The 25,969-nt window shown below is 67.7% G+C and carries 30 protein-coding genes; 9 read left to right on the forward strand and 21 right to left on the reverse strand.

Annotated elements, in window-relative coordinates; all coding sequences use genetic code 11:
• Positions 1–44: 44 nt before the first annotated feature.
• The 3 genes from NO876_RS04945 to trmB form a co-directional block, all read right to left on the reverse strand.
• On the reverse strand, positions 45–1,100 hold the full coding sequence (locus NO876_RS04945) for a DNA replication complex subunit Gins51 (protein WP_256420561.1): 1,056 nt from the start codon (positions 1,098–1,100) through the stop codon (positions 45–47).
• Positions 1,097–2,254: a DNA primase small subunit PriS gene (gene priS / locus NO876_RS04950; protein ID WP_256420562.1), complete on the reverse strand. Its 1,158-nt coding sequence runs from the start codon at positions 2,252–2,254 to the stop codon at positions 1,097–1,099. Before priS ends, NO876_RS04945 begins: the two co-directional genes overlap by 4 nt.
• A 115-nt stretch (positions 2,255–2,369) precedes the next feature.
• Entirely contained in the window at positions 2,370–3,431 is a 1,062-nt protein-coding gene (gene trmB, locus NO876_RS04955) for an HTH-type sugar sensing transcriptional regulator TrmB (protein WP_256420563.1), read from the reverse strand.
• A gap of 239 nt (positions 3,432–3,670) precedes the next feature.
• On the opposite strand from trmB, the gene NO876_RS18000 reads away from it, so the two are divergent.
• The gene (locus NO876_RS18000; protein WP_345780729.1) at positions 3,671–3,967 is read left to right on the forward strand and encodes an XdhC family protein; all 297 of its coding nucleotides are present in this window, start codon (positions 3,671–3,673) and stop codon (positions 3,965–3,967) included.
• Here NO876_RS18000 and NO876_RS04960 read toward each other — a convergent pair.
• Entirely contained in the window at positions 3,898–4,641 is a 744-nt protein-coding gene (locus tag NO876_RS04960; RefSeq protein WP_256420564.1) for a proteasome assembly chaperone family protein, read from the reverse strand. The genes NO876_RS18000 and NO876_RS04960 overlap by 70 nt on opposite strands.
• 126 nt (positions 4,642–4,767) lie before the next feature.
• On the opposite strand from NO876_RS04960, the gene NO876_RS04965 reads away from it, so the two are divergent.
• A complete protein-coding gene (locus NO876_RS04965; RefSeq protein WP_256420565.1) occupies positions 4,768–5,952 on the forward strand; it encodes a mechanosensitive ion channel family protein in 1,185 nt (394 codons plus the stop codon).
• A gap of 84 nt (positions 5,953–6,036) precedes the next feature.
• Here the strand turns inward: NO876_RS04965 and NO876_RS04970 are convergent, their stop codons facing one another.
• The 8 genes from NO876_RS04970 to NO876_RS05005 form a co-directional block, all read right to left on the reverse strand.
• Positions 6,037–6,444 (reverse strand): universal stress protein, encoded by a 408-nt coding sequence (locus NO876_RS04970; protein ID WP_256420566.1) that lies wholly within the window; start codon positions 6,442–6,444, stop codon positions 6,037–6,039.
• A gap of 103 nt (positions 6,445–6,547) precedes the next feature.
• Entirely contained in the window at positions 6,548–7,942 is a 1,395-nt protein-coding gene (locus NO876_RS04975; RefSeq protein WP_256420567.1) for a bifunctional metallophosphatase/5'-nucleotidase, read from the reverse strand.
• A 56-nt stretch (positions 7,943–7,998) separates the two neighbouring features.
• Positions 7,999–8,205, reverse strand: coding sequence for a dodecin (locus NO876_RS04980; protein ID WP_256420568.1), 207 nt, complete (start codon positions 8,203–8,205; stop codon positions 7,999–8,001).
• 152 nt (positions 8,206–8,357) lie between these two features.
• Positions 8,358–9,014 carry a DUF2238 domain-containing protein gene (locus tag NO876_RS04985; RefSeq protein ID WP_256420569.1) on the reverse strand — a complete coding sequence of 219 codons (657 nt, stop codon included), beginning with the start codon at positions 9,012–9,014 and terminating at the stop codon, positions 8,358–8,360.
• A complete protein-coding gene (locus tag NO876_RS04990; RefSeq protein ID WP_256420570.1) occupies positions 9,011–9,709 on the reverse strand; it encodes a hypothetical protein in 699 nt (232 codons plus the stop codon). The genes NO876_RS04985 and NO876_RS04990 overlap by 4 nt, the downstream gene beginning before the upstream one ends.
• Positions 9,710–9,890: 181 nt before the next feature.
• Complete coding sequence (locus NO876_RS04995) at positions 9,891–10,232, reverse strand: DUF7116 family protein (RefSeq protein ID WP_256420571.1); 342 nt, start codon at positions 10,230–10,232, stop codon at positions 9,891–9,893.
• Positions 10,233–10,363: 131 nt separating this feature from the next.
• Positions 10,364–10,615 carry a DUF5816 domain-containing protein gene (locus tag NO876_RS05000; RefSeq protein WP_256420572.1) on the reverse strand — a complete coding sequence of 84 codons (252 nt, stop codon included), beginning with the start codon at positions 10,613–10,615 and terminating at the stop codon, positions 10,364–10,366.
• Between the two features lie 31 nt (positions 10,616–10,646).
• Positions 10,647–11,018, reverse strand: a complete 372-nt coding sequence (locus NO876_RS05005; RefSeq protein ID WP_256420573.1) for a HesB/IscA family protein — start codon at positions 11,016–11,018, stop codon at positions 10,647–10,649.
• A gap of 196 nt (positions 11,019–11,214) precedes the next feature.
• Between NO876_RS05005 and NO876_RS05010 the strand changes: the two genes are divergently transcribed.
• Complete coding sequence (locus NO876_RS05010) at positions 11,215–11,634, forward strand: universal stress protein (protein WP_256420574.1); 420 nt, start codon at positions 11,215–11,217, stop codon at positions 11,632–11,634.
• A gap of 96 nt (positions 11,635–11,730) precedes the next feature.
• On the opposite strand, the gene NO876_RS05015 is transcribed toward NO876_RS05010, so the two are convergent.
• The 8 genes from NO876_RS05015 to NO876_RS05050 all read right to left on the reverse strand — a co-directional run bounded on the left by NO876_RS05015 (position 11,731) and on the right by NO876_RS05050 (position 20,646).
• Positions 11,731–12,501: an HpcH/HpaI aldolase family protein gene (locus NO876_RS05015; protein ID WP_256420575.1), complete on the reverse strand. Its 771-nt coding sequence runs from the start codon at positions 12,499–12,501 to the stop codon at positions 11,731–11,733.
• A gap of 118 nt (positions 12,502–12,619) precedes the next feature.
• A complete protein-coding gene (locus tag NO876_RS05020) occupies positions 12,620–13,447 on the reverse strand; it encodes an SAM-dependent methyltransferase (RefSeq protein WP_256420576.1) in 828 nt (275 codons plus the stop codon).
• A gap of 7 nt (positions 13,448–13,454) precedes the next feature.
• Positions 13,455–14,825: a histidinol dehydrogenase gene (hisD, locus tag NO876_RS05025; protein WP_256420577.1), complete on the reverse strand. Its 1,371-nt coding sequence runs from the start codon at positions 14,823–14,825 to the stop codon at positions 13,455–13,457.
• 78 nt (positions 14,826–14,903) lie between these two features.
• The gene (locus NO876_RS05030; RefSeq protein ID WP_256420578.1) at positions 14,904–15,458 is read right to left on the reverse strand and encodes a hypothetical protein; all 555 of its coding nucleotides are present in this window, start codon (positions 15,456–15,458) and stop codon (positions 14,904–14,906) included.
• A gap of 169 nt (positions 15,459–15,627) precedes the next feature.
• Entirely contained in the window at positions 15,628–15,978 is a 351-nt protein-coding gene (locus NO876_RS05035; protein WP_256420579.1) for a hypothetical protein, read from the reverse strand.
• Positions 15,979–16,395: 417 nt separating this feature from the next.
• Positions 16,396–18,141, reverse strand: coding sequence for a glutamate--tRNA ligase (locus NO876_RS05040; protein ID WP_256420580.1), 1,746 nt, complete (start codon positions 18,139–18,141; stop codon positions 16,396–16,398).
• Positions 18,142–18,239: 98 nt separating this feature from the next.
• Positions 18,240–19,286: a geranylfarnesyl diphosphate synthase gene (idsA3, locus tag NO876_RS05045; RefSeq protein ID WP_256420581.1), complete on the reverse strand. Its 1,047-nt coding sequence runs from the start codon at positions 19,284–19,286 to the stop codon at positions 18,240–18,242.
• Between the two features lies 1 nt (position 19,287).
• Positions 19,288–20,646, reverse strand: coding sequence for a ribonuclease J (locus NO876_RS05050; RefSeq protein ID WP_256420582.1), 1,359 nt, complete (start codon positions 20,644–20,646; stop codon positions 19,288–19,290).
• A gap of 435 nt (positions 20,647–21,081) precedes the next feature.
• Here NO876_RS05050 and NO876_RS05055 point away from each other — a divergent pair, with 435 nt between their 5' ends.
• From NO876_RS05055 to NO876_RS05080, 6 genes are all read left to right on the forward strand, one after another.
• On the forward strand, positions 21,082–21,213 hold the full coding sequence (locus tag NO876_RS05055; RefSeq protein WP_256420583.1) for an ATP-binding protein: 132 nt from the start codon (positions 21,082–21,084) through the stop codon (positions 21,211–21,213).
• Positions 21,214–21,341: 128 nt separating this feature from the next.
• A complete protein-coding gene (locus NO876_RS05060; RefSeq protein WP_256420584.1) occupies positions 21,342–21,575 on the forward strand; it encodes an LSM domain-containing protein in 234 nt (77 codons plus the stop codon).
• Positions 21,572–21,748 carry a 50S ribosomal protein L37e gene (locus NO876_RS05065; RefSeq protein ID WP_103990282.1) on the forward strand — a complete coding sequence of 59 codons (177 nt, stop codon included), beginning with the start codon at positions 21,572–21,574 and terminating at the stop codon, positions 21,746–21,748. Before NO876_RS05060 ends, NO876_RS05065 begins: the two co-directional genes overlap by 4 nt.
• Positions 21,749–21,889: 141 nt before the next feature.
• A complete protein-coding gene (locus NO876_RS05070; protein ID WP_256420585.1) occupies positions 21,890–22,555 on the forward strand; it encodes a MogA/MoaB family molybdenum cofactor biosynthesis protein in 666 nt (221 codons plus the stop codon).
• A gap of 390 nt (positions 22,556–22,945) precedes the next feature.
• Positions 22,946–24,703, forward strand: coding sequence for a dihydroxy-acid dehydratase (gene ilvD, locus NO876_RS05075; RefSeq protein WP_256420586.1), 1,758 nt, complete (start codon positions 22,946–22,948; stop codon positions 24,701–24,703).
• Between the two features lie 91 nt (positions 24,704–24,794).
• Positions 24,795–25,100 carry a putative quinol monooxygenase gene (locus NO876_RS05080; protein WP_256420587.1) on the forward strand — a complete coding sequence of 102 codons (306 nt, stop codon included), beginning with the start codon at positions 24,795–24,797 and terminating at the stop codon, positions 25,098–25,100.
• Between the two features lie 24 nt (positions 25,101–25,124).
• On the opposite strand, the gene NO876_RS05085 is transcribed toward NO876_RS05080, so the two are convergent.
• Positions 25,125–25,607 (reverse strand): redoxin domain-containing protein, encoded by a 483-nt coding sequence (locus NO876_RS05085; protein WP_256420588.1) that lies wholly within the window; start codon positions 25,605–25,607, stop codon positions 25,125–25,127.
• Between the last annotated feature and the right edge of the window lie 362 nt (positions 25,608–25,969).

A 25,969-nucleotide genomic window follows, 5' to 3' on the forward strand; every position in this document is an offset into this window, starting at 1 on the left:
AGGGGCGGTTGTCGTGTTCTGGCTATCGCGGTCGCGACACCGACTCAATCCAGCCGCTCGGCGGCGTTCCGCTCCAAGAGCGGCCCCGCGTTCGTCGTCGGGAGCGTCACCACGTCCTCGGATTCGAGGTCGTACTCGCGCTCGTCGACGCCGAGGATCGCGCCGACGTCCTCCGTGATTCGGAGCGTCACGCGGTCGGTCGACGGCCGATCGGCGGCCCCGCCGGTCCCACCAGACGCCCCGTTCTCGACGCGTCCGGGCGCGCCGTCGGTTCGCGGCTCCCCGCGTCCGTCGGTGTCGAAACCGCTGTCGCCGTCGGAACCGCCCTCGCCGATGACGGGCGTCTCCGGCGTCGTCGCGTCGGGCGGCGCGTCCGGCGGAACGTCCGAGGGGTCGTCTCCCGCGGCGTCAGCGGCCGACGTTTCGGGAGTCGATCCGGCCGGCGGGTTTGTCGCGTCCGAAGGAGACGCCTCGGTCGCCGACGCCTCGCTCGTCTCGCTCGGAGACGAATCGGCCGCGGGCGCGTCGTCTCCGCCCATCGCGTCCGCCAGCACGTCGTCCGGCGAGATCGGGTCCGGATCCGTCCGGTCTCCCGCCGGCGACTCCGGGGCTTCGCCCGTCGCCGTCGGTGAGTCACGCGCCGTCGAGGCTGCGGTCGTCCCCGCCGGCGACTCGCCGCCCGTCGACGGCTCGTCCGCCGTCCCGTCGCCGCCCTCGCCCGCGAGGACGTCGAGGACGTTCCGTCGGTTCTGCTTGATCCGAGCGACGAGGCCCTCGAAGAGCTCTCGCTCCTCGGCGGTGAGGCCGTTGGTGTCGGCGCTCATGTCCGCGGCCGCGAACGACGCCAGTTTGACGACCTTGCCGACGCGGCGCTCGTAGATGGCCTCGACGACCTCCTCGGCGGTCTCGATCTCGTCTGTCAGCTGGCCGACCTCCGGGTCCGCGAACGGGTCCTCGGCCGCGTCGGCCGCGCGTTGGCGCTCGGCCTTCCGCTCGGCGATGTAGGCGGCGACGTCCTCGTAGAACGAGTCGCGGAGATGCTGGAGGCTGTCCTTCTGCCGCTCGGTCCGACGGACGCTCCGCAACTCGTCCAAATTCATTCTTTGATCTTCTCAGCGCGCCCCCGGGTCATCAAGAATATCCCGAGGCACTCTTCTACGGACTGCTCTCCCTCCGGGATAGTAAACGTGTCGCCGTCGAACGTCGTCGGCCCCGGCTGCGTCACGTCGACCCTGATCTCCCGGCCGCGAAAGCGCTCGGGAATCGCGTCTTCGAGCGGCCGGAAGTCTTCGAGTTCCGTCCGCGAGAGCGGCGTCACAGCCAGTCCCGACCCGCCGTGGAGGCTCCCCGGCAGGCGGATGAGCCGCTTCGTGTCGGTCGTCACCGGTTCGTCGATCGGGGCGGTCTCCTCCTCGATCGCCTCCGCGGCGAGCGCGTCGACGAGGATACGCGTGCCGGGGCCGCCGGCCTCGACGTTGCCCTCGCGGATCGCCTCGAAGTTGTTCCGAACCTGCCCGAGGATCGTGGTCGCGCGTCCCTCGCCGATCCCGTCGAGCTCCTGGAGTCGGGCGAGCGCGTCGTCCTCGTCCATCTCCCGGAGTCGCTCCGCGAGGTCGACGAGCCGTTGGTGAACGCGCGCCCCCCAGCCGCCCCGCCGACGGAGAACTCGGCGGGTGGTGCCGCGGTTCGACTCAGTCCCGATCAATCCGTCGACGTCGAGATCGATCGCGCGGACGTAGTCGACGATCTCGCGGCGGGCCTCGCTGTCGAGTTCCCGGATCCCGGCGTCGCGGACGTGGACGTGGTAACCTCGGCCGCCGGAGAAGACGACCGCGGTCTCCTCGAAGGCGAAGTCGTCGTCGATAAAGGAGAGTAAATTCAGTAGCTCCTCCTTGCACGCGGCGAGCATCTCGGCGTAAGTCGTCTCCGCGGGATCGACGCCCGGGAGGTGGTCGGCGTCGAGGTCGAAGACGAGATCCGCCGACTGCCAGCCCTTCTCGTCCATCGAACTCGCGCCGGGATCCGAGAACCGAGCCGACGAGAAGTACACGTGCCGGGGCGCGGTGCGGTGCAGGAAGTCCGAGAGGTCGCCGACGTCGAGCAGCGACTGATGGCGGATCATCGTGGTCGATCCGGCGCTCCAGGGGATGTGTCCCCACTCGCGGCGCTCGGCCGCGGGCGGGAGGGAGACGTCGCTGCGGCGGTAGTAGTCGCCGAACCGCCCTTCCAGATAGGTCCGCGTGCGCGCCTCCATCGGTCGACGAGGATTGCGAAGGGAGGGGTAAAGCCGTTGCGCCTCGGGGGCGGATCGCTCTCGGCCGTCACCGTTCGCGCTCGATTCTCACCCTCCGATGGATACGGGCAACGCCTCAGGCGAACTGTTCGCGGTCCGGCACGCTGTCGCGGCCGAGGATGATCTCCTGCGCCTCGACGTCTTCGAGCGCGGCGACGAGGCCGCCGACGTCGAGCACGCCGTCGTCGGTCTCCAGTTTGAGCGAGGCCACCTCCTCGGAGGCTTCGATCGTCGCCGTCTGGACCTTCCCCTCGACGACGACCGGGTCGCCGGTCTCGATGTCGCGACCGGTGATCGAGGCGTAAAACGGCCCTTCGAGTTCGCGGACGTCCTTCACGGCGCGGCGGATCGACGCGTAGCGCCGGGGGAACGGCCGCCGCTTGCCGTCGGTCGCGATGGTCTCGGCGGTCGACCACAGGACCGTCCCGAAGAAGCCCGAGACGAGGAAGCCGAGCGCCGAGCGGTTGAAGATGACGCCGTAGCGCTCGCGGTCGTCCCTGAGCGCGTCCTGCGTCGCGTAGACGGAGTAGTTGCCGTCGGCGACCGCCAGGATCGGAGTGGTGATCCCGCGTCGAGCGCGCGCGACGGTCGCGACCTCCAGATAGTCGAAGTCGTCGGGGTCCGGCGCTCGCGACAGCGGCGTGACGAGCAGGTCGATGCTCACGCCGTCGTCGATGGCGGCCGCGAGGTCCTCGCGGAAGCGACGGAGGAGATCCGGCGTGAGCGAGAGGATCAACTCGTACTCGGCGCTCTCGATGATCTCCTCGACGTAGCGGAGGATCGTCGAGCGCGACTTGACGAGCGAGACCGCCTCGGTGTCCCGCGCCGGAGCGGTGTAGCGCGCTTCCAACTCCGACACCAGTTCGTCGAGCGACTGCTGGACGTTGCCGAAGGCGTCCTCGGGCGCGACGGCGACGATCTTCATCGGCCGCGACTCCCGCAGTTCGACGAGGCCCCGGTCCGAGAGGCTCCGGACGGTGTCGTACACCCGGGGTTGGGGGATTTCCGTGCGGTCGGCGATCTCGGAGGCGGTGAGTTCCCCGTGTTCGAGGACGGCCAGGTACGCCTCGATCTCGTACTCCCCGAGATTGAAGCGATCGCCGACGCGTTCGAGCGTCGTTCGGAGTTCGTCTGCCATACCAGTGGTTCTCTCCCCGGGATACTTACTGTTTACTATGCTTCGAGTAGCACGGCGTTTCGGAATGCGGTGAACCGGAACGGAAACTCGCTGCCGGAGGACTGCCCCGTCGTCGAAGGTGGCTCCCGCCGTCGACGAGAAACCCCCTCGCGGAGAGTGTCGCCCGTCCGACCAAAGCCGTCGCGCCCTCCGTTCCGCGGAAGACAGATATAAGATTCGCCGGACGGTACCGAATCACAATGGGCGAGCACGGAGGAGCAGACGAACCGACCGGGGTCTACGGTCGAGTCGAGGAACTGACCGAGGCCGGCGAGACGGTCGCGCTCGCAACCGTGACAGGTGTGGACGGATCGGCCCCGCAGGACCCCGGTGCGGCGATGCTGGTCCGTGCGGACGGGCGGACCGAGGGGACCGTGGGCGGCGGCACGGTGGAGGAACGGACGCGAAGGGCCGCAGCGGATCGATACTACATATACATCCGGTCTTCCGGAAGCTCGTCGTCTCGTTCCTGCATCCGCTCTGCGAGCTCCGCGTAGTACTGTTCGACCTCCGCCGCGAACGCCTCCAGCGGTCCAGCATCGATCCCGATTCCGTAGACGTCCTCGACGGTCTCCACCAACCGTATCGACGCCTGAATGTCTGGAACCTGCGCGTGGACGGGCGTGACGAACGTACAGACTCCCAGGGACGAGTCGAGGCCGCGCTCGATGAGCGCCGCGTTGGTGCCGTCGAGAAACCCGCGCCCCATCGCCGGCACCGACTCGTCTGTGAGTCGGCTCTCCCGGTAGTCGTCGGTGGCAATGTAGAACGTTCGGTGTTCCTCGGGACCGTGTGGAATCGGGACGCCCGAGAGGATCGCGATCTCGCGCATTCCGTTCGACTCGGTCCAGTCGAGGACCGCGTCGGCGAACGTCCGGCCGACGCCGACGGGGACGAACAGTTCGCCGACCAGCACGGTCACGTCGAGGTCGTCGCGGGAGAACAGTCGCGTGTGGTGTCTCGGGCGACCGTCCTCGAACGGCGTGACAGTCGGGAGCCCTTCGACGGAGAGATGGCCCCGCTCTTCGAGTTCGAGGTGGTCGACGATGTAGTCCGCCGCGGTGAGGCCGGCGAGTCCGAACGAGGAAAAGCCGGCCAGAAGCGTCTCGCTCGGTTCGCTCTCGTGGGTGATCGTGAAATCGGGGGTGGACTGGGAGCCTGACGTAGCCATTGGCTCCCTTTTCGTCGACTGCCGCCTTAGTGTTTCCTCATTGAATAGTTCAGGGTGAAGGTGACGGCCGAATCGACACCGGCGAGGGAGGAACGCTTTTTGTCCGGGCCTCTCGTGGACGGAGGTATGCAGTCGGCGACGACACCCACGGCCACGCCGTCCGCCGCACCCGGCGGCGGTCAGACGCTCGCCTCCGTCCTCCCCGAGTGGCTCCTGTTTCCGGGCTGGCGGTGGGTCTTCGCCGCCCTGATCGTCGCCTTCGGCGTGTTCGTCTCCCGGTACGTCGTCCGACTCGTCGGACGGCCGGTCGCGAGACGGTTTCAGCGACAGAGCGTCGCACAGATGGCGCTCCGACTCGTGCGACTCGGCGTCGTCCTCGTCACGCTCGGCATCGCCGCCAGCGTTCTCGGACTCCGATTCGGCGACATCGTCCTCTCGGTGACGGTCTTCTCCGCCGTTCTCGGTATCGTCCTCGCGCCGATCGTCGGCAGCACGATCAACGGTCTGTTCCTGCTCGCCGACCAACCCTACGAAATCGGCGATATGATCGAGTTGGACGACGGGAGACGCGGGTTCGTCGACGACATCACGATCCGGTACACGAAGATGTTCACGCTCAACAATACGTTCCTCGTCATACCGAACTCCGAGATCCGCGAGCACCTGGTGACGAACTACTCGGCGGAGGACGAGCGCGTGCGACTCAGTCTCGACGTGGTCGTCACCTACGAGTCGGACATCGACCAGGCCCGGCGGCTGCTGAGTCGGGCCGCCGCCGCGGACGAGGCGGTGATCGAGGGCGGGCCGGACATCCGCATCGGTAGCGCGCGATACCCCGCCCGACCAACGGTGCTGAAATCCGACTTCGGCGACGACGGCGTCGTGCTCACACTACGGTTCTGGGCCAAAATACCCTACAAGATCCCCTCCGTGGAGTCGCGGGTCAGGAAGCGAATCTGGGACGCGTTCGCCGAGACCGACGCCGACATCGAGTTCGCGTACCCGCATCGCCACCTCGTCTTCGACGACACCAGCGGGACGCTCGACGCGACCGTCGAAAATCGAGACGGCGGAAGAGCGAGAGCCGACGACGATTCAGTTCAGACGGCCTTCACAGAGACTGATAGCGAGGACGCCGGAACCGGGTCGTCCGGGATCGAAACCCCCGGAACTGAAGCATCCGGACTCGAGGGCGAGCATTCCACCGATTCCGACGTCGCCGGTGACGACAGCGAGCGTTCCGCCGACTCAGACGCTGATACCGACGACGGCAGCTTCGACCTTCGGCTTCGGCGTCCCGACGAGGAGTGAGGTCATACTGTCGGACAGAGGTGTACGAACCGCATCGCCACTCCGTGGGTGCCGTCCCGTTCCGCCGACTCCAGTCGGGCAGTATCACTCCTCGACGCGAGCGGTGACGACCGTGCAGTCCAGTTTCTCGCGAAGGTACGTCTCGATATCGGGATCGTCGAGGAAGCGACGCAGCATCTTCCGCCACCGGCTGGCCTGCTTCGACCCGAGGACGACGACGTCGGCCTCGTCTGCGGCCACTTCCTCCAAGATCGTCTCCTCGACGAGGAAGCCCCGCCGCACGACGTATCGAGTCCGCTCCAGCGGACCGAACTCGGACTCGACGGCCCGCTTCAGCTCCGCCCGGGTCACGCCGTGGCTCTCCTGATAGAGGTCGACGTGGAGCACGGTCAGTTCGGCTCCGCGTTCCTCGGCGATACGGACAGCCTCCGAGAGCGTCGCCCGGGAGTGCTTCGATAGCGGATACCGGACGGGGACCACGACGCGAGTCATTATCGAAGCGGAGGATGCGACGGTCCCTGAACGTTTCCACTCGATCCGTCGGTTGGGACTTAGCGATTCGGCGGACGGCGGTCCGTCCGCCGGAGAAGACAGCTCAGTCCTCGGACGTCCGAGTCGCCGTTCCCGTCGCCGACACACGTCGGACGCGTCCCTCGATATCCGCGTCGATCCCGAATTCCCGCGCGTACGCGGCGAGCACCTCGAACTGGATGTCGCCCTCGCCGATCCGATGTCGCTCCCGGAGCGTCGGGAACTCGTGCTCGGTGTGGAGCAGATACGCCGAGGTCGCGACCGTGTACCGGCGCTCGGGATCGACGGGTTCGCCGCCCACCCGGGCGTCCAGCAGTTCGTTCGCGTCGTCGTCCCAGTGGATCTCGGCGCCCGAGAAGTGGCCGTGCCACCAGCCCGGTTCGCCGAAGTCGACGACGGCGGCCGCCGACTCGCGGAACACCGACAGCAGTTCCGCACCGGAGAGTTCAGCCCGAACCACGTGCTCCTCGAACGGGATGACGCTCACGAGGTCGGCGACGGTCACCGCGCCCGACAGCGGCGGTCCGTCCCGAATCCCGCCGCTGTTTTGAACCCCCACGTCGGCGTCGAGCGACCACCGGTAGGCGTCGGCCACGAAGTTCCCGATCCGGCACTCGCCGCCGACCACCGTCGACTCGCTCCGGTCGAGCGGTCCCTCCACGCGGGCGACCACCTCGTCGAGCCCCGCGGCGTCGACGCGCCCCTGCAGCGCCGACACGACGTCGTCGGCGACCGGCGCGTCGGCGGTGGCGTGCCGCTCGACGTCGATCGGGCCGTCCCGCTCGACGGTCACCTCGAAGATCGTCCGCCCGTTCGCACCGGGACGGAGTAAGAGCGTCCCGTCGATCCGCTCGCACCGCTCCGCGTGGAGGTGACCGCCGAGGACGGCGTCGACGTCGACCCGGCGCGCCAGCTCGTCGTCGCCGGAACCGAGGTGCGAGAGCGCGACGACGCGATCTACCCCCGCCGCGCGGAGTTCGTCGACGGCCGCCTCGGCGGCGTCGTAGGGATCCGTGAAACGGAGTTCGCCGGCCATCGGGTTCAGCGACGGCGTCGCGGGATCGGTGACGCCGAAGAGGCCGATCCGCACGCCGTCGACCGTCTCGACCGTGTGCGGGACGACGTCGGGGGCGGCGAAGCGCTCTCCCTCCGCGCCGAAGACGTTCGCCGATACCCACGTCTGGGGCGCGGCGACGACGATCGATCGCGCCGCGTCGGGCCCGAAGTCGAAGTCGTGGTTGCCGAAGGTCTCGACGTCGGCGTCGACGGCACGGAAGAGATCCAGGGCCTGCCGGCCGCGTTCGATCAGCGCGAGGACGCCCGGCGAGGTGTTGTCACCGGTCCCGCAGACGAGGGCGTCGTCCCCGTTTCGCGATCGGAGCGCCCCGGCGAGACGGCCGACGCGGACCGGATCGTCGTAGACGTTCTCGACGTCGGAGTAGTGGAGGAGGCGCGGCATTCACGCTCTCTGGTGGTGCAATAAAAAAGAAGCCGTCGGTGTGTGCCGGCCGCCGATTACTCGCCGTCTCGGAGCTGGAAGGCGACGGTGACCTCCGCCTGGTACTCCCGGCCCTCGACCGACGCGACTTCGACGCCGAGTTCCTCCACCTCGATCCAGTGGACGTTGTCGAGCGTCTCCTCGGCGCGGTCGATCGCGTCCTCGACTGCCTCGTCGAAACTCTCTTCACTCCGACCGATCAGGGTTACTTTCTTGAATACCATCGTCGTGTGGCGATACAGCACGGAGCAGGATAAGTTTCGGGGGCCGGGTGGGGAACACCCTCGTAGGCCCCGCCCTCCCGTCGGTTGTGATCGTACCGCTGTGAGCCACGGTTTCACTGTCGTGCATCACGGTCTCACACCCCTGGCGACGCTCACGGACGCGTCTCCGCCAGTCGCTCGGTGAGCGCGTCGACGACCTCTCCGAGTTGAGTGCTGCCGTAGATCGCGACGACGATCGCGCCGACGGTGTCGAAGACGAGATCCAGCATCGAGTCTTCGAGGCCGTACTGGGTGAGAACCCCCGGCGTTCCGGTGTAGGCCGCGGCGAGGCCGATTCCGAACTCGATCACCTCCCAGAGGACGCCGAACGCCAGGACGAACAGGAGAATGAAGACGAACTGAAAGCGCGGCGGCAGCGACACCGAGTCGGAGTGGATGTCGACCGCGCGGGTCGTCGCGTAGCCCACGCCGGCGACGAGACTGGCCGAGAGCGTGTGGGTGACGTGGTCCCACCACCAGACGTTGGCGTACGGTTTGCCGACCCCCGGGATCGTGATCGTTCCGACCGCGTGCAGGAACACCGCCGCGGAGATCCACAGCGTCAGCCCCGCGTCCATCGGGATGCCGGCGTCGCGTTCGAGGATTCCGGGAAGGAACGTCACGAAGAGCCCGATCGAGGCGTTGATGATCACGCCGGCGTTACGCAGGAGGAGTCCCGCCACCAGCATCGAAGCCAGGAACAACTGCATCCCGCGGGCGGCCTGTCGCTGACGGCGCTCGGAGATGTGGAGAAGGTCGCGGACCCTCACCGATCGCTCACCTCGCCGTCCTCCGACGCTCGCTCGGCACCCGATTCGACGTCCGGATATCCGGCGGGGTCGCTGTCGGGGATCCGACGCGCGAGCCGCGCGCGGCGGCGGAAGTAGTACTCGAAGAGGACGCCCGCGAACACGCCGGCGAACGTCGCGGCGACGAAGTCCCACATCAGCGCCTCCTCGATGACGTGTTCGGGACGACCGTCGTAGAGGAAGCGCGTGCCGAGGATGACGTCCGAGAGCCATCGGCTGACCGCCCAGATTCCCGAGGCGGCCATCGTCGTTACGACGACGAAGACGACCGCGAACCGGTGGTTCATCTTCACGGACGTGAACACGTCGAGTTCGACGGCGATCAGGAGTGCGACGGCGGCGACGGCGACGAAGGCTACGATCCGCCCGGAGAACGTCATCCCGGCAACGCGCTGGCCTGCGAGAAGCGCCCGCGAGACGGTGGGGAGCGCGGCGAGTAACACGACCTCCCAGGGCAACATCGCGGTCGGATTCCGCCGGGCGACCGGTGGCACCAGCGCGACTGCGAGCACGGCGAGCGTGAAACCCGCCCACTCGAGATCACCGGAGAGGACCTGCGCGACCGCCGCAATCGCCAGAAAGAGGAGGATCACGGCGGCCAGGGCGGCGTTGAGCCGACGGCTCTCGACGACGCTCGACAGGCCGGTGTGCGACATACCTTCGGGTAGGTCGCGCCCGATACAAAACGGTTCGTCCGACCGCGGTTCCGCGGGACAGTCCCAGGGATCACGGTCGAGTAGCGCTGCTCGCGCGGACGGGCCGTCGGCGACGATCTCGTCGATAGCGGGTGAGCCTCACGTGGCCGTCGAACGACTCTGCGGGACGACGGCTCTCGCCTCAGCTGGCGTCCGGGAGGTGGACGTCGTACTCCCCGTCGTCGTCGACGCCGATCACGGCCCACTCGTAGGCGGGATCGACGCTCGCGAGTCGGTTCTGTACGTCCCCTGTCGCCTCTTTGGGCGCGACGAAGCATCGGAATCGATACGTGTCCGACGGTTCGCCACCGTCCGCGAGAACGCGGCGTCCGTTCAGGTCGTCGCCGTCCGAAAGCGCCGTAACGCGGACCGTACGCCACTTCCGCTCGGCGACGAAGTCCGGTCCGTCGCCCGAGACACTGTAGCCCAGCCGACTGAAGATCGCCCGGGCGTCCTCCGAGGGAGGCATGCTGACAGGGGGCATGTACCTAAGCCTTCTCCAGCCGATAGCATAAATCTTGCCACCAGTTACCATACGCTGGGATCGAGCACGAACAGTCGGCACTCAGGGCACTCGATCGGCCGGTTTCGTTCTCGACGTCTCGAAAGACGGCCTCACTCGTGGGCGGCGTCCCACTCGTCGGGCTTTCTGATGTTGCCGCAGACGTTGCACTCGATGCGCCCCATCGTGTCCATCGCGTTGTCGGTGGACTCGCAGTTCGCACAGAAGAATCCCCACCGCTCCGCGCGGTCGGGCGTCGCGTACACGACGAAGAAGGCCCCCTTCGCACCCTTTTCGGCGTCAGATCGGTCGACGTACACCGTCTCGCCGTCGGGCGTCTCGACGGCGTCGAGTTCTACGGCCATACGCGAAGACGACACCCCACGGAGAAAGAGTTCACGTTCGGAAGGACTCGCCACAGCCGCACTCGCTGACGACGTTGGGGTTCTCGACGTGGAATCCCGCCCCCTGGAGGCCGCCCTCGTAGCGGAGCGTCGACCCGCCGACGTAGTTCTGGCTCGCCGGATCCACGAAGATGCGGAGGCCGTGCTGCTCGACGATCGCGTCGTCGGGCTCGGGTTCGTTATCGAATCGCATTCCGTACGAGAGGCCCGCACAGCCGCCCTGCTGGACGAACACCCGGAGTCCCGCCTCGTCGGTGTCGAGCCCCTCGGACTCGATGAGCCGAATCGCCTCCGCCGCGGCGTCCTGTGTGACGGTCACGGCGTCGTCGCCGTCGCCGCCACCGTCTGCGGTCTCGGTACTCATATGCGGAGAGATAACGTGCGCAAGGTGTTAATCCTGACGCACGGGGTTACGGGAACCGGTTACGTGTCTCGGCGGTCGACGCGAGGACAGTCCATCGCAGTCGACGACTACCACCACCCTCGACGACCACCCGGGACCCTCGGTATTCGGGGGACACGGCGCGGGGTATATACCGCCACCTCCTGAACCGGTTCGTATGTACGAGACGATCCTCGTTCCGACCGACGGCAGCGATCAGGCCGACGCGGCGATAGACCACGCGGTCTCGCTCGCACGAGCGCACGACGCGACCGTCCACCTCCTCTACGTCGCCGACAGCAACCGCGACAGCGTCACGACGCTCGGCGGCGAAGTCGTCGACGCGCTCGAAGGAGAGGGAGAGCGGATCCTCGCGGAGGCGACAGAACGCCTCGATCCCGGCGTGGACGTCGTCGACGCCGTCGAGACGGGCGGGCCCGTCGAAACCATCCTCGACTACGCCGACCTCGTCGACGCCGACGTGATCGTGATGGGAACGCACGGCCGTCGCGGCATCGACCGGTATCTACTCGGGAGCACGACCGAACGGATCGTCCGGCTGTCGTCGATCCCGGTCCTGACCATCCGCGGGGAGTGACGGGTTTTCGTGACAGCGGGGAGGTACGGACGGAGAAGTGACGCGGCGGCAACGACCGAAGCGTGACGGACGCCCGGCAGCCCGACCGCCCGCGTTTCACTCGTGTCGGTCGCGGTACTCGGTCAGGTAGCCGCTCGCGCTCTCGGCGAGGAACGACAGATCGGGCCCCATCGCGAGAAAGTCGACGCCCCACTCGTCCCGCGTGGCGACTTCGCCCCGACTCGTCGCGAGCGTGCCGACCGGGCAGTCTGCCGCGTTCGCCGCGCTCACGATCCGGTCGACGGCGCTCCGAACCGGTTCGGCGTCGTACTCGCCGAAGGCGTCCAGGGAGGCCGAGAGATCGGCCGGGCCGATAAACAGGGCGTCGACGCCGTCGACGGCGGCGATGTCCGCGACGTTCTCCACTCCGGCCGCGGACTCGACCTGGACGATCGTGAGGATCTCCTCGCTCGCGGACTCGACGTACGACTGGAGGTTCGCGCCGTAGTCGGCGGCGCGGTACCCCGCCACGCCCCGCCGTCCGTGGGGACGATAGGTACAGGCGTCGACGGCCCGTTCGGCCTCCGCGGCGGTCTCGACGGCCGGGACCATCACGCCAGCGGGTCCCAAATCGAGGACCCGCTTCACTTCGATCGGATCGTTCGACGCCACCCGGACGATCGGAACGGTGTCGGTGCCCGCGGCCTCGACGGCCCGGAGCACCGCCCCCAGCGCTTCGAGGGTCATCTCCGTGTGTTCGCCGTCCAGGACGGCGAAGTCGAACCCGACCCCGGCGAGGAGTTCGGCGCTCGCCGGATGCCCGATCGAGAGCCAACAGCCGGCGACCGGCTCGCGGCGACGGAGTCTCGATGGAACGTCCTCGGTCATAGTATCAATCGGCTCACTGGTCGCTTGAAACTTCGGATCGCTCGAACCTTGGGTCGTCTGCTTGGTCGAGACGGGTGCCCCCAGACTCGCTTCCCGATTGCACGGCGCGACCAGTCACCTACCCGTCCAACTCGGCCGTCGGGACGCCGGTCTCGACCGGACGCACTCCTCGGCCGACGACGAGCCCCGCCAAGTCGCTCTCGCCCGAGACCAGCACCGACTCGAACCCGGCCGTCCGGAGCGCACCCGTGAGGCCGTCGGCCGTCGTCGTCTGGACGGGCCGACGGTCGGTCACCACCGCGCTGTCTCCGGTCTGTCTGTCCGTGACCCGGTAGTCGACGACGAGCTCGTGGCCGGTGTCACCGGACTGTCTTCGAGCGGCTTCCGAGCGCCGCTCGGCGACGATGTCGACGGCCCGTTCGAGTCGATACCGCGATCCGCTGTAGGTTGCGACCCCGGGTTCTGCCACCGCGGCCGGATCGGTCGGGGCAGCGACGACGGCGATCCCACCGGGGCGGAGCGACCGGAAGGCCGACACGCAGAGGTCGACGGCGGAAGCTCGCCCGACGGCGTCCTCGACGGCGACCGCCGCGTCGAAGACGGACCTGACGGGGGGGCGGGTCGGCGCTCCCTGGACCGAATCCGTGCCGCGCGCCTGCGAAAACCGGAGGTGCGCACGTCGCTCGTCGACGCCGACCGCTTCGTACTGACCGCTCAGGCGGCGGAGTAGTGCGCCGACGCCGCTGCCGAGTTCGAGGATCCCGTCGACGTCCGCTGGTAACCGGGAGACGACGAGCCGTGCGCGGCGCTCGGCCCATCCCTCGGGGATCGATCGAACCCGAACGGGAGCGAGCGTCGTGTCCTCCGAATGGCTCGCCGCCGGGTCCGCGAGCACGGCCTCGCAGGCGTCGGCGAACGTCGGCGGGCGGCGCGTACCGTCCGTCATCCCGCGATCACGCGGCGTCCTCGTCGCCGGTATCGGTCCGATCTGACGAGTCCGAAGGTGCCGCTGAATCGAACCTGGCCCGAACGCTCTCGGCGTGAGCCTCCAGCCCCTCCGCCTCCGCGAGCGTCGTCACCGTTTCGGCGAGCGCGTCGAGGCCATCCCGGTCGAGGCGTTGGACGGTCGTCGAGCGGAGGAAGGTGTCCACCGAGAGCCCGCCGTACCGCTTCGCGCCGCCGGAGGTGGGGAGGACGTGGTTCGTCCCGGAGGCGTAATCGCCCGCCGCAACGGGCGTGTACGGCCCCAGGAAGACGCTGCCCGCGTTAGTGATCCGATCGAGCAGCGCCTCGTCGTCGTCGGCCTGGATCGAGAGGTGTTCGGCGGCGTACTCCTCGGCGAACAGGACGGCCTCCGACATCGAGCGCGCGCGGAGGACGCCCGAAGCGTCGTTCTCGAGGGCGTCCCGGATCACACTCTCGCGCTCGCGTTCGGCCGTCCGTGACTCGACGGCGGCGACGACGTCTGCCGCGAGGCCCTCGTCGTCGGTGACGGCCACGACCGAGGAGTTCGGGTCGTGTTCGGCCTGCGCGAGGAGGTCGGCGGCGATCAGTTCGGGATCGGCTGTCGCGTCCGCGAGCACCAGGATCTCGGAGGGCCCGGCGAGGAAATCGATGTCGACGTCGCCGCGCACCGCGGCCTTCGCCGCCGTGACCCACCTGTTTCCGGGGCCGACGATCTTCTGGACGGCTTTCACGGTCTCGGTCCCGTACGCCAGCGCGCCGACGGCCTGCGCGCCGCCGACGCTGTAGACGACGTCCGCGCCGGCGACGTGGGCGGCCGCGAGCGTCACCGGGTTCATCTCCTCGGCGGGCGGCGTCGCGAGCGCGACGTGCTCGACGCCCGCGACCTTCGCGGGCACGACGCCCATCAGCACGCTGGAGGGGTACGCGGCCGTACCGCCCGGCGCGTAGACGCCGACGCGTTCGAGCGGCCGGAAGCGACGCCCGAGTTCGCGGCGGCCCGCTCCGACACCCTCGTCCGCGCCGCCGCCGCCGGTGCCGAACGATTCCCGCCAGTCGTCGGGGACCTGTCGCTCGTGGAACTCGCGGACGTTCGCCGCGGCCGTCTCGATGGCCTCGCGCACGTCGTCGTCGATCTCGTCGTACGCGCGCTCTGCGGCGTCGGTCACGTCGAGGTTGCCGACCTCGACGCCGTCGAACTCGCGGCAGAACTCCCTGACGGCGACGTCGCCCTCGGTCCGAACCCGACCGACGATCTCCTCGACGTCGGCGCGGGCCTCGTCGATTCCGGCGTCGCGGTCGAAGAGGGCCGCCCGCTCGTCGGGCGAGAGCTCGGAGATCTCCCGGACTTGCAGCGTCATACCGCGCGGTTCGGCGCGGGCGGGTAAGGACGTTCCGGATCGGGGGCTCTTCGAGTGCGGTGGCCCGGTCTCGTCCTCCTAGAGCACCTGTCGCTCCTCGGTGAACGTGACCGTTTGATCCGCCGTCTCGACGGTCGTCTGGATCGTGATCCAGCCGTCCTCGTTCTGCACTGCCAGTCCCTCCTGGAACGACAGTTCGACCTCGCGCGTCGTCGTGTACGACTCGCCGGGGCCGAGTGTCCCGACCGGCTCCTCGCCGCGCCAGATCTGGTCGTCCTCATCGACGCCCTGTCCGGCGAAGATCCGACTGTGGACCGTGATCTCCTCGGCAGTCGTGTCCTGCTGGTTCGTCAGCGTCGAGGTGACGTTCCGGCAGGTCGTCCCGCACTCCTCGATGTTCTCGATGACGAAGCCGAACGGCGGCGTCGGCGTCGACGCGGCCGCCGTGTCGGTCGTCCCCGCCGGTTCACTGTCCGCACTGGTCTGTGTCGTCTCCCCCGGCGTCGACGTCGCGGTCGGGAACGGGTCGGAGTCGGCTCCGTCGCTGCCGGGCAGGGCGTCCCCGCCGATGACGACGGCCCCCGCGACGACGGCGACGAGGAGTGCGAGCACGACGATGGGTTTTCCGTTCATAATCGGTGTTGTCAGTGTGTTCGATGTGGCCGCCCCTCGAGGGCGACGGCCACGGGCTGGTCGTCGGTGAGGGCGGGTCCCGGATAGGGGTACCGGTGTCAGCGGGGAGACTTCGTTAGTCGGGGCGGTTCCGGAGTCCGCTCGGGTCCGGTGCGTTTTCGTCGTCCGTTCAGCTCTCGGCGTCAGTGGACTCGCCGCCGGCATCGATTCCCTCGTCGCCGGCGTCCTCACCGTTACCGGCCACGTCGCTCACCGACGGGCCGAGCGAGTCCAGCGATCCGTCGAGGAACCCGTTCACGCGGTCGTGGATGTCCGAGACGAAGTCCGGAACGGCGCTCGGGAGGTCGTCCGGCGGTCCGGCCTGCTCGGCGGCGCTCGATCCGGCGGACTCGGCTGCGTCGGCCGCGCCGGCCGCGCCGCCGTTATCTGTCGCGGGTGTGCTTCCCGGTGTCGCGGCCGCCGCGCCCGTTGCGACGATGAGCGCAGCGACCGCGACGGCGAGTAGTTTCGTTCGGTTCATTGTCGATCTACACTCCGGTCGTGTGGGTAGACGGACGTAAACCATCGACTCGCTGAACCGGATTTTCGACCGTTTTCGCGGGTTTCACTCCGAATTTGGCGGGATTGAATCGGATTTAATTCGGCGCAACCGCCGGCGCGGATCCACGGGTTCCGGTCGCCTCGATCACGCTCGTGCGCGGAGCACCGGCGGTTTGTACGCGCACCCACGCCGGTGTGTCCACCGCGGACCGCGTGCGGGTTGCTACCGCGGACCGCGTGCGGTCGACGGATCGCACGAGAGAAACGGGTCGCGTGCGGCCGACGGGTCGCACGAGAGAAACGGGTCGCGTGCGGTCGACGGGTCGCGCGAAATGACCGGCCGCGTGAGGTTCACGGATCGGCGGCTTCCCGATACCGGGCCGGTCCGGGTGTCAGATCAGGGATGCGTCCAGTAGACGACCGACTCCTCGGACCCGTGTTCGTCGACGCGCGCGAAGCCGACCCGCTCGAACTGGACGACGTCGTCGACGGTCGTCTCGGCGAAGTCGGGTTCGGCGACGCCGGTCACGTCGCCGTCGGGCGTTCGCATTTGGACATCAATATTGTCCTCGGCGGGCGCCCAGTGGACGACGTCGACGTCGCCGTCGCGGACCACGTCGATGTCGTCGTCGGTGGCGACGAGCGTCTCGGAATCCGCGCCGATCGCACTCGCTCCGTCGCGCTCGCGGCGGACGCACGCGTAGCCCTTCAGCCAGACACGTTCGCCCGCGGCAGGAACGTCCCCGGGTTCGAGGACGACGCCGCCGGCCGCGGGGATCGTGCGCTCGCCGCGGTCCTCGTGATCGGGGTGGATCGGCGGGTGGCCGGCGTCGGGACCGCCCTCGACGTCGAAGCGCTCGCCGTCGCGGACGAGGAAGTAGCGCTCGGCGTCGTCGTCGACGAGTTCCCGGTTCGCCGCGTAGATCGAACTCATCGAGAGATCGACGTTCGAGGTCGACGTCCCGAGGCCGATCAGCGCCTCGACGACGGCCTCGCCGCGGATGCCCCGCCGCCGGAGGCTCTTCAGGGTCGGCGCGCGGGGGTCGTCCCAGCCGTCGAGGTCGCCCGCCTCGATCTTCTCTTTCAGCGTCGACGTCGAGAGTTTCACGTCGTAGGCGTCGACCTGGACGTGGCCCCAGTGGATCACCTCCGGGTACTCCCAGTCGAAGTAGTCGTAGACGAACCGCTGGCGCTTCGCCGAGTCCTGGAGGTCGATGCCGCGGATGATGTGCGTGACGCCCGTGAGGTGGTCGTCGACGCCCGACTGGAAGTCGAGCATCGGCCAGCACCGGTACTCGGCGGCCTCCTCGCGCGGGTGCGGCGTGTCGATCATCCGGAAGGCGACCCAGTCGCGGAGGGCGGGGTTCTTGTGTTCGATGTCGGTCCGCACGCGGAGCACCATCTCCCCGGAGTCGTACTCGCCGTCGACCATCGCCTCGAACTCCTCGCGGATCGTTTCGGGGTCCTTCTCGCGGTGCGGGCACGCCTCGCCGCTGTTCTTCAGCTCCGAGAAGGTCTCGCCCGAACACGAGCAGGTGTACGCGCCGCCGGCGTCGATCAGGTCGCGGGCGTGCTCGTAGTACGTCTCCAACCGGTCGGAGGCGACGATGACGTCGTCCGGTTCGAAGCCGAGGTAGTCGATGTCGTCGAGGATGGCGTCGTACGCGTCGAGATCCGGCCGCTTCGTCTCGGGGTCGGTGTCGTCGAAGCGGACCACGAACGACCCGTCGTAGCGCTCCTTGTACGTGCCGATGACCGCGGGCATCCGCGCGTGGCCGATGTGCCACGGGCCGTTGGGGTTCGGCGCGGCGCGCATCCGCACCTCGTCGTAGTCGTCGACGTTCGGCAGGTCCGGGAGGTCGTGCTCGTCTTCCTCGTCCTCGGCCTCGATCTCGGCGAGTTCCTCGGGCGCGAGGTCTTCGAGTCGGTCGCGCTTCGCCTCGGTCGAGAGGTCGTTGACGCGGGCGACCACGCCGCCGACGACGCCCGGGATCTCGTCGCCGTGCGGGCGGAAGTCGGGGTTCTCGCCCATCAGCGGGCCCATCACGGCCCCGACGTCGGCGTCGCTCTCGTACTTGACCGCGTTGAGCAGCGCGTGCTTCTCGGCCTCGCGCTCGACGCGTTCGCGTAACTCGTCGTCCATTACGCGTCGGTGCGTCCTCCCCGGTAAAAAGGGGGTCGGATTGGGGGTGGGGCGGAGCCCCGACGTCCCGGGTAAAACCGCCGCCGCGGCGACCCGTTTTAATACCCGCGCGTGATCAGGTAGTCCGCGATATCGCCGAGCAGCGCGCGCGCCTCGTTGTCCGGGAGGACCTCGAGGTGGTTCTTCGCGTTCGCGGTGAGTTCCTCGGCCTTCGCCTCGGCGTACTCGATCGATCCGGCGGCCTCGAGTTCGGCGACGGCCTCCTCGACCTCCGCCTCCGAGACGGAGTCGACGTCGTCGGTCTCGACCAGCGCGTCGACGTCGACGCCCTGCTGGCGCGCGTGCAGCGTGATGAGCGTCTCCTTGTTCTCGACGAGATCGGAGCCGCGCTGTTTGCCCAGCTTTTCCGATGGGACCGTCAGATCGAGGACGTCGTCCTGGATCTGGAACGCCCGCCCGGAGTCGATCCCGTAGCGGTACAGCGCCTCGACGGTCTCGTCGTCGGCGTCCATCAGGGTCGCCGCCGTCGCTGCCGCGGTGCCGTAGAGGACCGCGGTCTTCAGTTCGATCATTTCGAGGTACTCCTCGGGGAGCACCTCGGTCCGCTTCTCGAACTCGATGTCGAGCGCCTGGCCCTCGCAGATCTGCGTACAGGTCGTCGCGAGCCGTCGGACGGCATCCAGGCCGTTCGCGGGGTCCGCGCCCGTCTCCGAGAGCAGCTCGAAGGCCTTCGCGTACAGGGTGTCGCCCGCGAGGATGGCCGTCTCGGTGTCGTACTCCTTGTGGACGGCGGGCACGCCGCGACGGAGGTCGTCGTCGTCCATGATGTCGTCGTGGATCAGCGTGAACGACTGGATGACCTCGATGCTCGTCGCGGCCGACATCACGTCGATCTCCGAGCCGTCGAGCGCCGGGAACGCGTGGTAGTCCACCGACAGCGGTTCGACGTCCGCCAGCGCCTCCGCGGTCAGGAGCGCGACGGTCGGACGCAGCCGCTTGCCGCCGGCCTTCAGCAGGTAGCGGGTGGCCTCGTAGAGTCGCTCGGGCGACTTCATCGGCACGTCCTCGTCGAGCGCGTCGTTGACGAGTTCGCGCCGCTCCGCGATGGCCTCGAGCACCCGCTTCTCCGCCGCGTCCGAGCTCATCTCACTCCACCAGCTGGATCATATTCCCGTTCCGCGTGACGTGCAGGTCCCGACCCAGCGCGTAGCCCTGCGACTCCGCGAGGTCGACGTACGGCGAGAAGCCCTGCAGGTCCTGGTGGGCGGGGATGACGTGCTGCGGCTGGAGGGCGTCGAGCATCTGGTAGTGGCCCTCCTCGCGCAGGTGCCCCGAGACGTGGATCTCGTCGTAGATCCGCGCGCCCTGCATTCGCAGGAGACGCTCGGACTGGTAGCGCTGACCCTCGTTCGTCGGCTCGGGGATGACCCGCGCACTGAAGATGACCTTGTCGCCGTCCTCGATTTCGTAGGGCGTCTCGCCGCGGCCCATCCGGGTGAGCATCGCGCGCGGCTCGCCCTGGTGACCCGTGACGACGGGGAGGAAGTTCTCCTTTCCTTCCTTCATGATCCGCTTGAACGTCCGGTCGACGGATTTGCGGTGGCCGTACATCCCGACGTCGTCGGGGAAGTCGACGAATCCGAGTCGCTCTGCGGTGCCGGAGTACTTCTCCATCGAGCGCCCGAGCAACACGGGCTGACGACCGATGTCCTTCGCGAACTCGACGATCGAGGAGACCCGGGAGACGTGCGAGGAGAACGTCGTGGCGACGATCCCGCCGTCGTAGTCCTCGATCGATCGGATCGTGTCTTCGAGGTGGTTACGCGCGTGGGACTCCGAGGGCGTCCGGCCCTTCCGCCCCGCGTTCGTGCAGTCCTCGATGTAACAGAGGACGCCGTTGCCCTCGCGGCCGATCTCGCGGAAGCGCTCCATGTCGATCGGGTCTTCGAGGACCGGCGAGTGGTCCATCCGCTTGTCGAGGCCGTAGACGATCGCGCCCTCCGGGGTGTGCAGCACCGGGTTGATCGCGTCGATAATCGAGTGCGTCACGTGGACGAACTCCATCTCGACGTTCCCGGAGTCGCCGATCGACATCGTCTCGCCGGCCTCCATCTTCACGAAGTCGTTGTCGAAGCTCCCACTGAACTTCGTCTCGTCTTCGACCTGCTGTTTCGCTAACTCGATCGTGAACGGAGCGGCGACGATCGGCGCGTCGTACCGATGTGCGAGTTTCGGAATCGCGCCGATGTGATCGAGGTGACCGTGCGTCGGCACGATGGCCTTCACGTCGCCCTCGAGGTCGGACATCACCCGGTCGTCCGGGATCGCGCCCATATCGATCAAGTCGAGACTGTGCATCTTTTCGGTCTCCACGTTGTCGTGGATGAGGACCTGACTGAGGTTCAGGCCCATGTCGAAGATGACGACGTCGTCGCCCGCGCGAACGGCCGTCATCTGTCGACCGACCTCTTCGTAACCGCCGATTGTCGCAATTTCGATTTCCATTGTTGGATCCGAGCATCGAAAGCCACTGGTAGGGACGGGCGTCGCCCGTCTCGGAATCACGCCCGGAAGGCCGCAATTGCCGGAAACGGCTACAACGCCCGTCTGTCGTGGCGAGGGTGCTCACTCAAACGTCCCGTCGTGTGGGACGGCCGCCCGTCGGAGGGCGACGCGTCTCGGGACCGATCGGCCCCGGCGTCTTACAGCGCGTCGGTCGTCGGCCCCGCGTGCTCCGGCCGATCCGAAGCACTTGCCCGCGGGAGTTCTGGTACTGGGTGATTCTCGACCGGGGACTAAAAACTATCCGGGTCGGCGCTGCGTCCGATCGCACAGCCACAGACCGTTATCGGACCCGATGTTCGGTGGGAAACGTTGACCGTGGCTCCGAGCCGACTCGCGGGAAAACCGTGCGCCAGAGCCGTTCGGTGGAACCCCGGTTTGAGCGGGGGTGGAGGACTCTGGCTGGTTCGGCTCGTCGTCCGACGGCTCGGTAGACAGGTCTCCGCACGCCACCGAGACGGCGGCGGGAGCGTCGTCCGGATGCATCTGCCGCTCGAAGCGGCTTCGTGAGTGCGGGACGAAAACCGAACCGAACGCCGAAAAGTACGCTCGGAGGTCGCAGACCGGCACGCGCCGTCGGGCTTCGGCGCCGCAGTATGTCCGGCACATTTAATACCGAAACGGGCGGCGCTTGGGGTATGAGCGGACGACCCCTCGACGTTCTCGAAGCCGCACTCGAAGACGTCGTCACGGTCACGTTGAAGGACGGCACCGCATACTACGGCACGCTCGCCGGCTACGACCAACACATGAACGCCGTCCTTGAGCCACCGGTGGACGTCGAGGACGTCGCAGTCGGCGAACTGGAGGTCACAGCGGTCGAAGACACAACGATTATACGCGGCGACAACGTCGTGACGATACAAACATGACGGGCGCAGGAACCCCCAGTCAAGGAAAGAAGAACAAGACGACGCACGTCAAGTGTCGCCGCTGCGGCGAGAAGTCCTACCACGTGAAAAAGAAGGTCTGCTCCTCGTGCGGCTTCGGCAAGTCGGCGAAGCGGCGTGACTACGAGTGGCAGTCGAAGTCCGGCGACAACTGATCTCGACGGTCTCTCTTCCCCGTACCCCTCTCACTCGAACCACTTCGATTCCCCGATACCGTCGCTTCTCGTGTGTTAGGAGTTCACATCTATCGGTCGAGATGAGGGACACCTTTGCCGATGGAGCCACCGCTCTGTACTATGAGCGAGGACCACCACAGCGAGGAAGAGGCACGCGACCACGACGAGACAGGCAGCCACGGCCACGGGGAACCGCACAGTCACGACGGCCACGATCGCGATGGCCATACCCAGGCGCACGACCACGAGCATCACGACGACGGGAATCACGCACACGACGACCACGAGCATCACGCGCACGACGTTAGCTCCCTCAGCGCCGCCGTCGTTACGGTCTCCACGTCGCGGACGCTCGACGACGACCCCGCCGGCGACGCCATCACGGCCGCGTTCGAGTCCGCCGGACACGACGTCGCCGTCAGGGAGGTCGTCGGCGACGACTTCGATACGCTCCAGTCGACGGTCGACCGGCTCGTCGACCGCGACGACGTCGACGCGGTCGTCACTACCGGCGGGACAGGGGTCACCCCAGACGACGTGACCATCGAGGCGATCAGCGCCCTCTTCGAGAAGGAACTGCCGGGCTTCGGCGAGCTGTTCCGCCGCTACTCCGAGGACGAGATCGGAACGCGCGTGGTGGGAACGCGGGCGACGGGGGGGACGGTCGAGGGCGCTCCCGTGTTCTGTCTGCCCGGCAGCGAGAACGCCGCCCGGCTCGGCAGCGAGGAGATCATCGTCCCCGAAGCGCCCCACCTCGTGGGACTGGCGACGCGCCCGGAGGAGTGATGCTATCGGACTAGCATCACGTGATAGTCGGCCGGCCACGGTCGGATAGACGCCGGTTAGAGTGGAGAGCCGCGGCTGTTTGACCCGTATTGGCGAACAGTCGACACCCGTTCGGGCGATGATCGCCCGTCTCCACGTCGACGTGTCGAGCGACCGCGGCCCGACGCGGAGTGATCCTCAGATCACACCGCGGTTGGCCTCCCGTTCGTATATAAACGCTCGTCGGCCCCCGACACCGGGTTTCCGAGCCGTCTGGCCAGCCAGACTGAGCTCGGATTCCGCTCGACGGAGTTCGAGGCGTGTAGCGGTGAGAAGGCTGAAAACCGGGGGGCGTGCCAACGGGAAACGGTATGCGTGGCCTTTTAATGCCACTGCGACCACGCTCTGTGTATGAGCAAGCAGGAACCACCCGAACGCGAGGACGGCGCGGACGAGGAGCCGTTCTCGACCGGCAAGGACCCGGACCTCCCTAGTACGGACGTCACGGAGGGACCGGACAAAGCGCCCCACCGCGCGATGTTCCGCGCGATGGGCTTCGACGACGAGGACCTCGGTTCCCCGATGGTCGGCGTCGCCAATCCCGCCGCGGACATCACCCCGTGTAACGTCCACCTCGACGACGTCGCCGACGCGGCCATCGAGGGCATCGAAGACGCCGGCGGGATGCCCATCGAGTTCGGGACGATCACCATCTCCGACGCCATCTCGATGGGCACCGAGGGGATGAAGGCCTCGCTCATCTCCAGAGAGGTCATCGCCGACTCCGTCGAACTGGTCGCCTTCGGCGAGCGGATGGACGCCCTGGTCACCGTCGCCGGTTGCGACAAGAACCTGCCGGGGATGATGATGGCCTCGATCCGAACGGATCTCCCCTCGGTGTTCCTCTACGGCGGGTCGATCATGCCCGGCCAGCACGACGGCCGCGACGTGACGATTCAGAACGTCTTCGAGGGCGTCGGGACCTACGCCGAGGGCGAGATGGACGCCGACGAACTCGACGACCTCGAACGCCACGCCTGCCCCGGAGCCGGCTCCTGCGGCGGGATGTTCACCGCGAACACGATGGCCTCCATCTCGGAGGCCCTGGGGATGGCCCCGCTCGGCACCGCCGACCAGCCCGCCGAGTCACCCGAGCGCTACGAGGTCGCGCGGCGCTCCGGCGAGGCCGTCCTCAACGCCGTCGCGAACGACATCCGCCCCTCCGACGTCCTCTCGAAGAAGTCCTTCGAGAACGCCATCGCCCTGCAGGTCGCGATCGGCGGGTCGACCAACGCCGTGCTCCACCTGCTCGCGCTCGCCGCGGAGGCGGGAATCGACCTCTCGATCGAGGAGTTCGACGAGATTTCGCGGAAGACGCCGAAGATCGCGAACCTCCAGCCCGGCGGAACGAAGACGATGAACGACCTCCACGAGGAGGGCGGCGTCCCGGTCGTGATCCGCCGCCTCCTCGACGCGGGGCTGTTCCACGGCGACGCGATGACCGTCACCGGCCGAACCATCGAGGAGGAGCTCGAGGAACTCGACCTGCCCGAGGACGACGAGATCACCGGCGACTTCATCTACACCGTCGACGACCCCTACCAGGAGGAGGGGGCGATCAAGATCCTGACCGGGAACCTCGCGCCCGACGGCGCGGTACTGAAGGTGACCGGCGACGACAAGTTCCACCACCAGGGCCCCGCACGCGTCTTCGAGGGCGAAGAGGAGGCGATGCGGTACGTCCAGGAGGGCCACATCGAGTCCGGCGACGTCCTCGTCATCCGAAACGAGGGGCCGCAGGGCGGCCCCGGGATGCGCGAGATGCTCGGCGTCACCGCCGCGGTCGTCGGCCAGGGTCACGAGGACGACGTCGCGCTCCTGACCGACGGCCGCTTCTCCGGCGCGACCCGCGGCCCGATGGTCGGCCACGTCGCGCCCGAGGCCGCGGTCGGCGGGGCGATCGGCCTCCTCGAAGACGGCGACGAGGTCACCGTCGATATCCCCGAGCGCGAACTCTCCGTCGACCTTTCAGAAGCTCAACTCGACGCCCGACGCGAGGAGTGGGAGCCGCGTGAACCGGCCTACACGTCCGGTGTGCTCGCGAAGTACGGGAACGACTTCGGGTCAGCCGCGAACGGCGCGGTGACGAACCCCGGCGCGAAGGAGTAGCTGTTCGGCCGGTTTCGTCGGCAGCACTACGATTTCTGACAGACGTTCAGCAGATCTTTTTGCGACTGGCGACGTCGTGCCACCCGTACCGATGATCGTACTCCACGCGACCTTCCCGATCAAGCCCGAGAAGCGTTCCGAGGCGCTGAATCTCGTCGAGAACCTCGTCGAGCAGTCGAACCGAGAGCCGGGGATGATCGACTATCAGGCGGCGACGGACGTCCGAGACGAGAACGTGATCCGATTCTTCGAGCAGTACGAGGACGCCGAGGCGTTCGAGTCGCACACGGGGACCGATCACTTCCAGGAGTTCGAGGCCGCGCTCGACGACCTGCTGGCGGGCGAGCCCGAGGTCGTCAGGTTCGACGTGGCGTCGGCCGCCGAACTCGAACTGTAGGAGTCGGTCTCGCCACTTCCGGTTTCAGGCCGCTCGCACTTCGTCGAGCAGTTCCTCGTAGTTCGGCTCGTTCGTCGGATCGTCGGCGATCCAAGAGTAGGCCACGTCGCCGTCGTTATCGATGACGAACACGGCGCGGTTCGCGACGCCCACCAGACCCAGTGCTTCGATGTCGATCTCGAGGCCGTAGGCACCGATCGCCTCCCTGCCCATATCGCTGATGAGGTCGAACTCGAGGCCGTGTTCCTCACGGAAGGCGTTCTGCGACAACGCGGAGTCGGCGCTGACGCCGTATAAGGTCGCGTCGGCGTCCTCGAAGTCGTCCAAGTACTCCTGGAGGGCGACCATCTCGCTCGTACACGGCGGCGTGAACGCGCCGGGGAAGAACGCGAGGACGACGGGGCCCTCGCCCAGCGAGTTGTCGAGGTCGAAGGCCGATACGTCGCCGTCGGCGAGCGTGGCTGTGAACGTCGGTGCGGCGTCGCCTCTCGTCGGTGATTTCGTCATTGCACTAGTAGGTTTCGACCGCCACGGACCAAAAGGTAGTGGGTGTAGCGCTAACGTGACGCACAGCTTCGATTACCGGTAACTGGACGTCGCCAGCGAACGCGACGAGATCGGTTTCGGAACGGCCGAAGATTCCTGCACGGTCTGGGGTGGATCAGGTCCCGCGGTGATCCGCAACGCTGCCCTTCACGAGGAATAGTTCCGCGAGGCGAGCCGGGCGGGACCTTCGGTCCCGCTGGAAGCCGGCGCGTAGCGCCGGCGACGAATGCGAGCCTCGCGGCTTTTTCCCACCACCGTGAGACGCTACGCGTCTCACGAGCCTTGCTTCGCTTCGCTCAGCAAGACAGGTTTTTGCACGGTGG

Source organism: Halobellus rarus, from assembly GCF_024494595.1.
Classification (GTDB): domain Archaea; phylum Halobacteriota; class Halobacteria; order Halobacteriales; family Haloferacaceae; genus Haloquadratum; species Haloquadratum rarum.

Bases quoted from the DNA above. Each gene is read 5' to 3' on its own strand.
- NO876_RS04945 (WP_256420561.1), bottom strand. From the start codon at position 1,100: ATGAATTTGGACGAGTTGCGGAGCGTCCGTCGGACCGAGCGGCAGAAG.
- priS (WP_256420562.1), bottom strand. From the start codon at position 2,254: ATGGAGGCGCGCACGCGGACCTATCTGGAAGGGCGGTTCGGCGACTAC.
- trmB (WP_256420563.1), bottom strand. From the start codon at position 3,431: ATGGCAGACGAACTCCGAACGACGCTCGAACGCGTCGGCGATCGCTTC.
- NO876_RS18000 (WP_345780729.1), top strand. From the start codon at position 3,671: ATGGGCGAGCACGGAGGAGCAGACGAACCGACCGGGGTCTACGGTCGA.
- NO876_RS04960 (WP_256420564.1), bottom strand. From the start codon at position 4,641: ATGGCTACGTCAGGCTCCCAGTCCACCCCCGATTTCACGATCACCCAC.
- NO876_RS04965 (WP_256420565.1), top strand. From the start codon at position 4,768: ATGCAGTCGGCGACGACACCCACGGCCACGCCGTCCGCCGCACCCGGC.
- NO876_RS04970 (WP_256420566.1), bottom strand. From the start codon at position 6,444: ATGACTCGCGTCGTGGTCCCCGTCCGGTATCCGCTATCGAAGCACTCC.
- NO876_RS04975 (WP_256420567.1), bottom strand. From the start codon at position 7,942: ATGCCGCGCCTCCTCCACTACTCCGACGTCGAGAACGTCTACGACGAT.
- NO876_RS04980 (WP_256420568.1), bottom strand. From the start codon at position 8,205: ATGGTATTCAAGAAAGTAACCCTGATCGGTCGGAGTGAAGAGAGTTTC.
- NO876_RS04990 (WP_256420570.1), bottom strand. From the start codon at position 9,709: ATGTCGCACACCGGCCTGTCGAGCGTCGTCGAGAGCCGTCGGCTCAAC.
- NO876_RS04995 (WP_256420571.1), bottom strand. From the start codon at position 10,232: ATGCCCCCTGTCAGCATGCCTCCCTCGGAGGACGCCCGGGCGATCTTC.
- NO876_RS05000 (WP_256420572.1), bottom strand. From the start codon at position 10,615: ATGGCCGTAGAACTCGACGCCGTCGAGACGCCCGACGGCGAGACGGTG.
- NO876_RS05005 (WP_256420573.1), bottom strand. From the start codon at position 11,018: ATGAGTACCGAGACCGCAGACGGTGGCGGCGACGGCGACGACGCCGTG.
- NO876_RS05010 (WP_256420574.1), top strand. From the start codon at position 11,215: ATGTACGAGACGATCCTCGTTCCGACCGACGGCAGCGATCAGGCCGAC.
- NO876_RS05015 (WP_256420575.1), bottom strand. From the start codon at position 12,501: ATGACCGAGGACGTTCCATCGAGACTCCGTCGCCGCGAGCCGGTCGCC.
- NO876_RS05020 (WP_256420576.1), bottom strand. From the start codon at position 13,447: ATGACGGACGGTACGCGCCGCCCGCCGACGTTCGCCGACGCCTGCGAG.
- hisD (WP_256420577.1), bottom strand. From the start codon at position 14,825: ATGACGCTGCAAGTCCGGGAGATCTCCGAGCTCTCGCCCGACGAGCGG.
- NO876_RS05030 (WP_256420578.1), bottom strand. From the start codon at position 15,458: ATGAACGGAAAACCCATCGTCGTGCTCGCACTCCTCGTCGCCGTCGTC.
- NO876_RS05035 (WP_256420579.1), bottom strand. From the start codon at position 15,978: ATGAACCGAACGAAACTACTCGCCGTCGCGGTCGCTGCGCTCATCGTC.
- NO876_RS05040 (WP_256420580.1), bottom strand. From the start codon at position 18,141: ATGGACGACGAGTTACGCGAACGCGTCGAGCGCGAGGCCGAGAAGCAC.
- idsA3 (WP_256420581.1), bottom strand. From the start codon at position 19,286: ATGAGCTCGGACGCGGCGGAGAAGCGGGTGCTCGAGGCCATCGCGGAG.
- NO876_RS05050 (WP_256420582.1), bottom strand. From the start codon at position 20,646: ATGGAAATCGAAATTGCGACAATCGGCGGTTACGAAGAGGTCGGTCGA.
- NO876_RS05060 (WP_256420584.1), top strand. From the start codon at position 21,342: ATGAGCGGACGACCCCTCGACGTTCTCGAAGCCGCACTCGAAGACGTC.
- NO876_RS05065 (WP_103990282.1), top strand. From the start codon at position 21,572: ATGACGGGCGCAGGAACCCCCAGTCAAGGAAAGAAGAACAAGACGACG.
- NO876_RS05070 (WP_256420585.1), top strand. From the start codon at position 21,890: ATGAGCGAGGACCACCACAGCGAGGAAGAGGCACGCGACCACGACGAG.
- ilvD (WP_256420586.1), top strand. From the start codon at position 22,946: ATGAGCAAGCAGGAACCACCCGAACGCGAGGACGGCGCGGACGAGGAG.
- NO876_RS05080 (WP_256420587.1), top strand. From the start codon at position 24,795: ATGATCGTACTCCACGCGACCTTCCCGATCAAGCCCGAGAAGCGTTCC.
- NO876_RS05085 (WP_256420588.1), bottom strand. From the start codon at position 25,607: ATGACGAAATCACCGACGAGAGGCGACGCCGCACCGACGTTCACAGCC.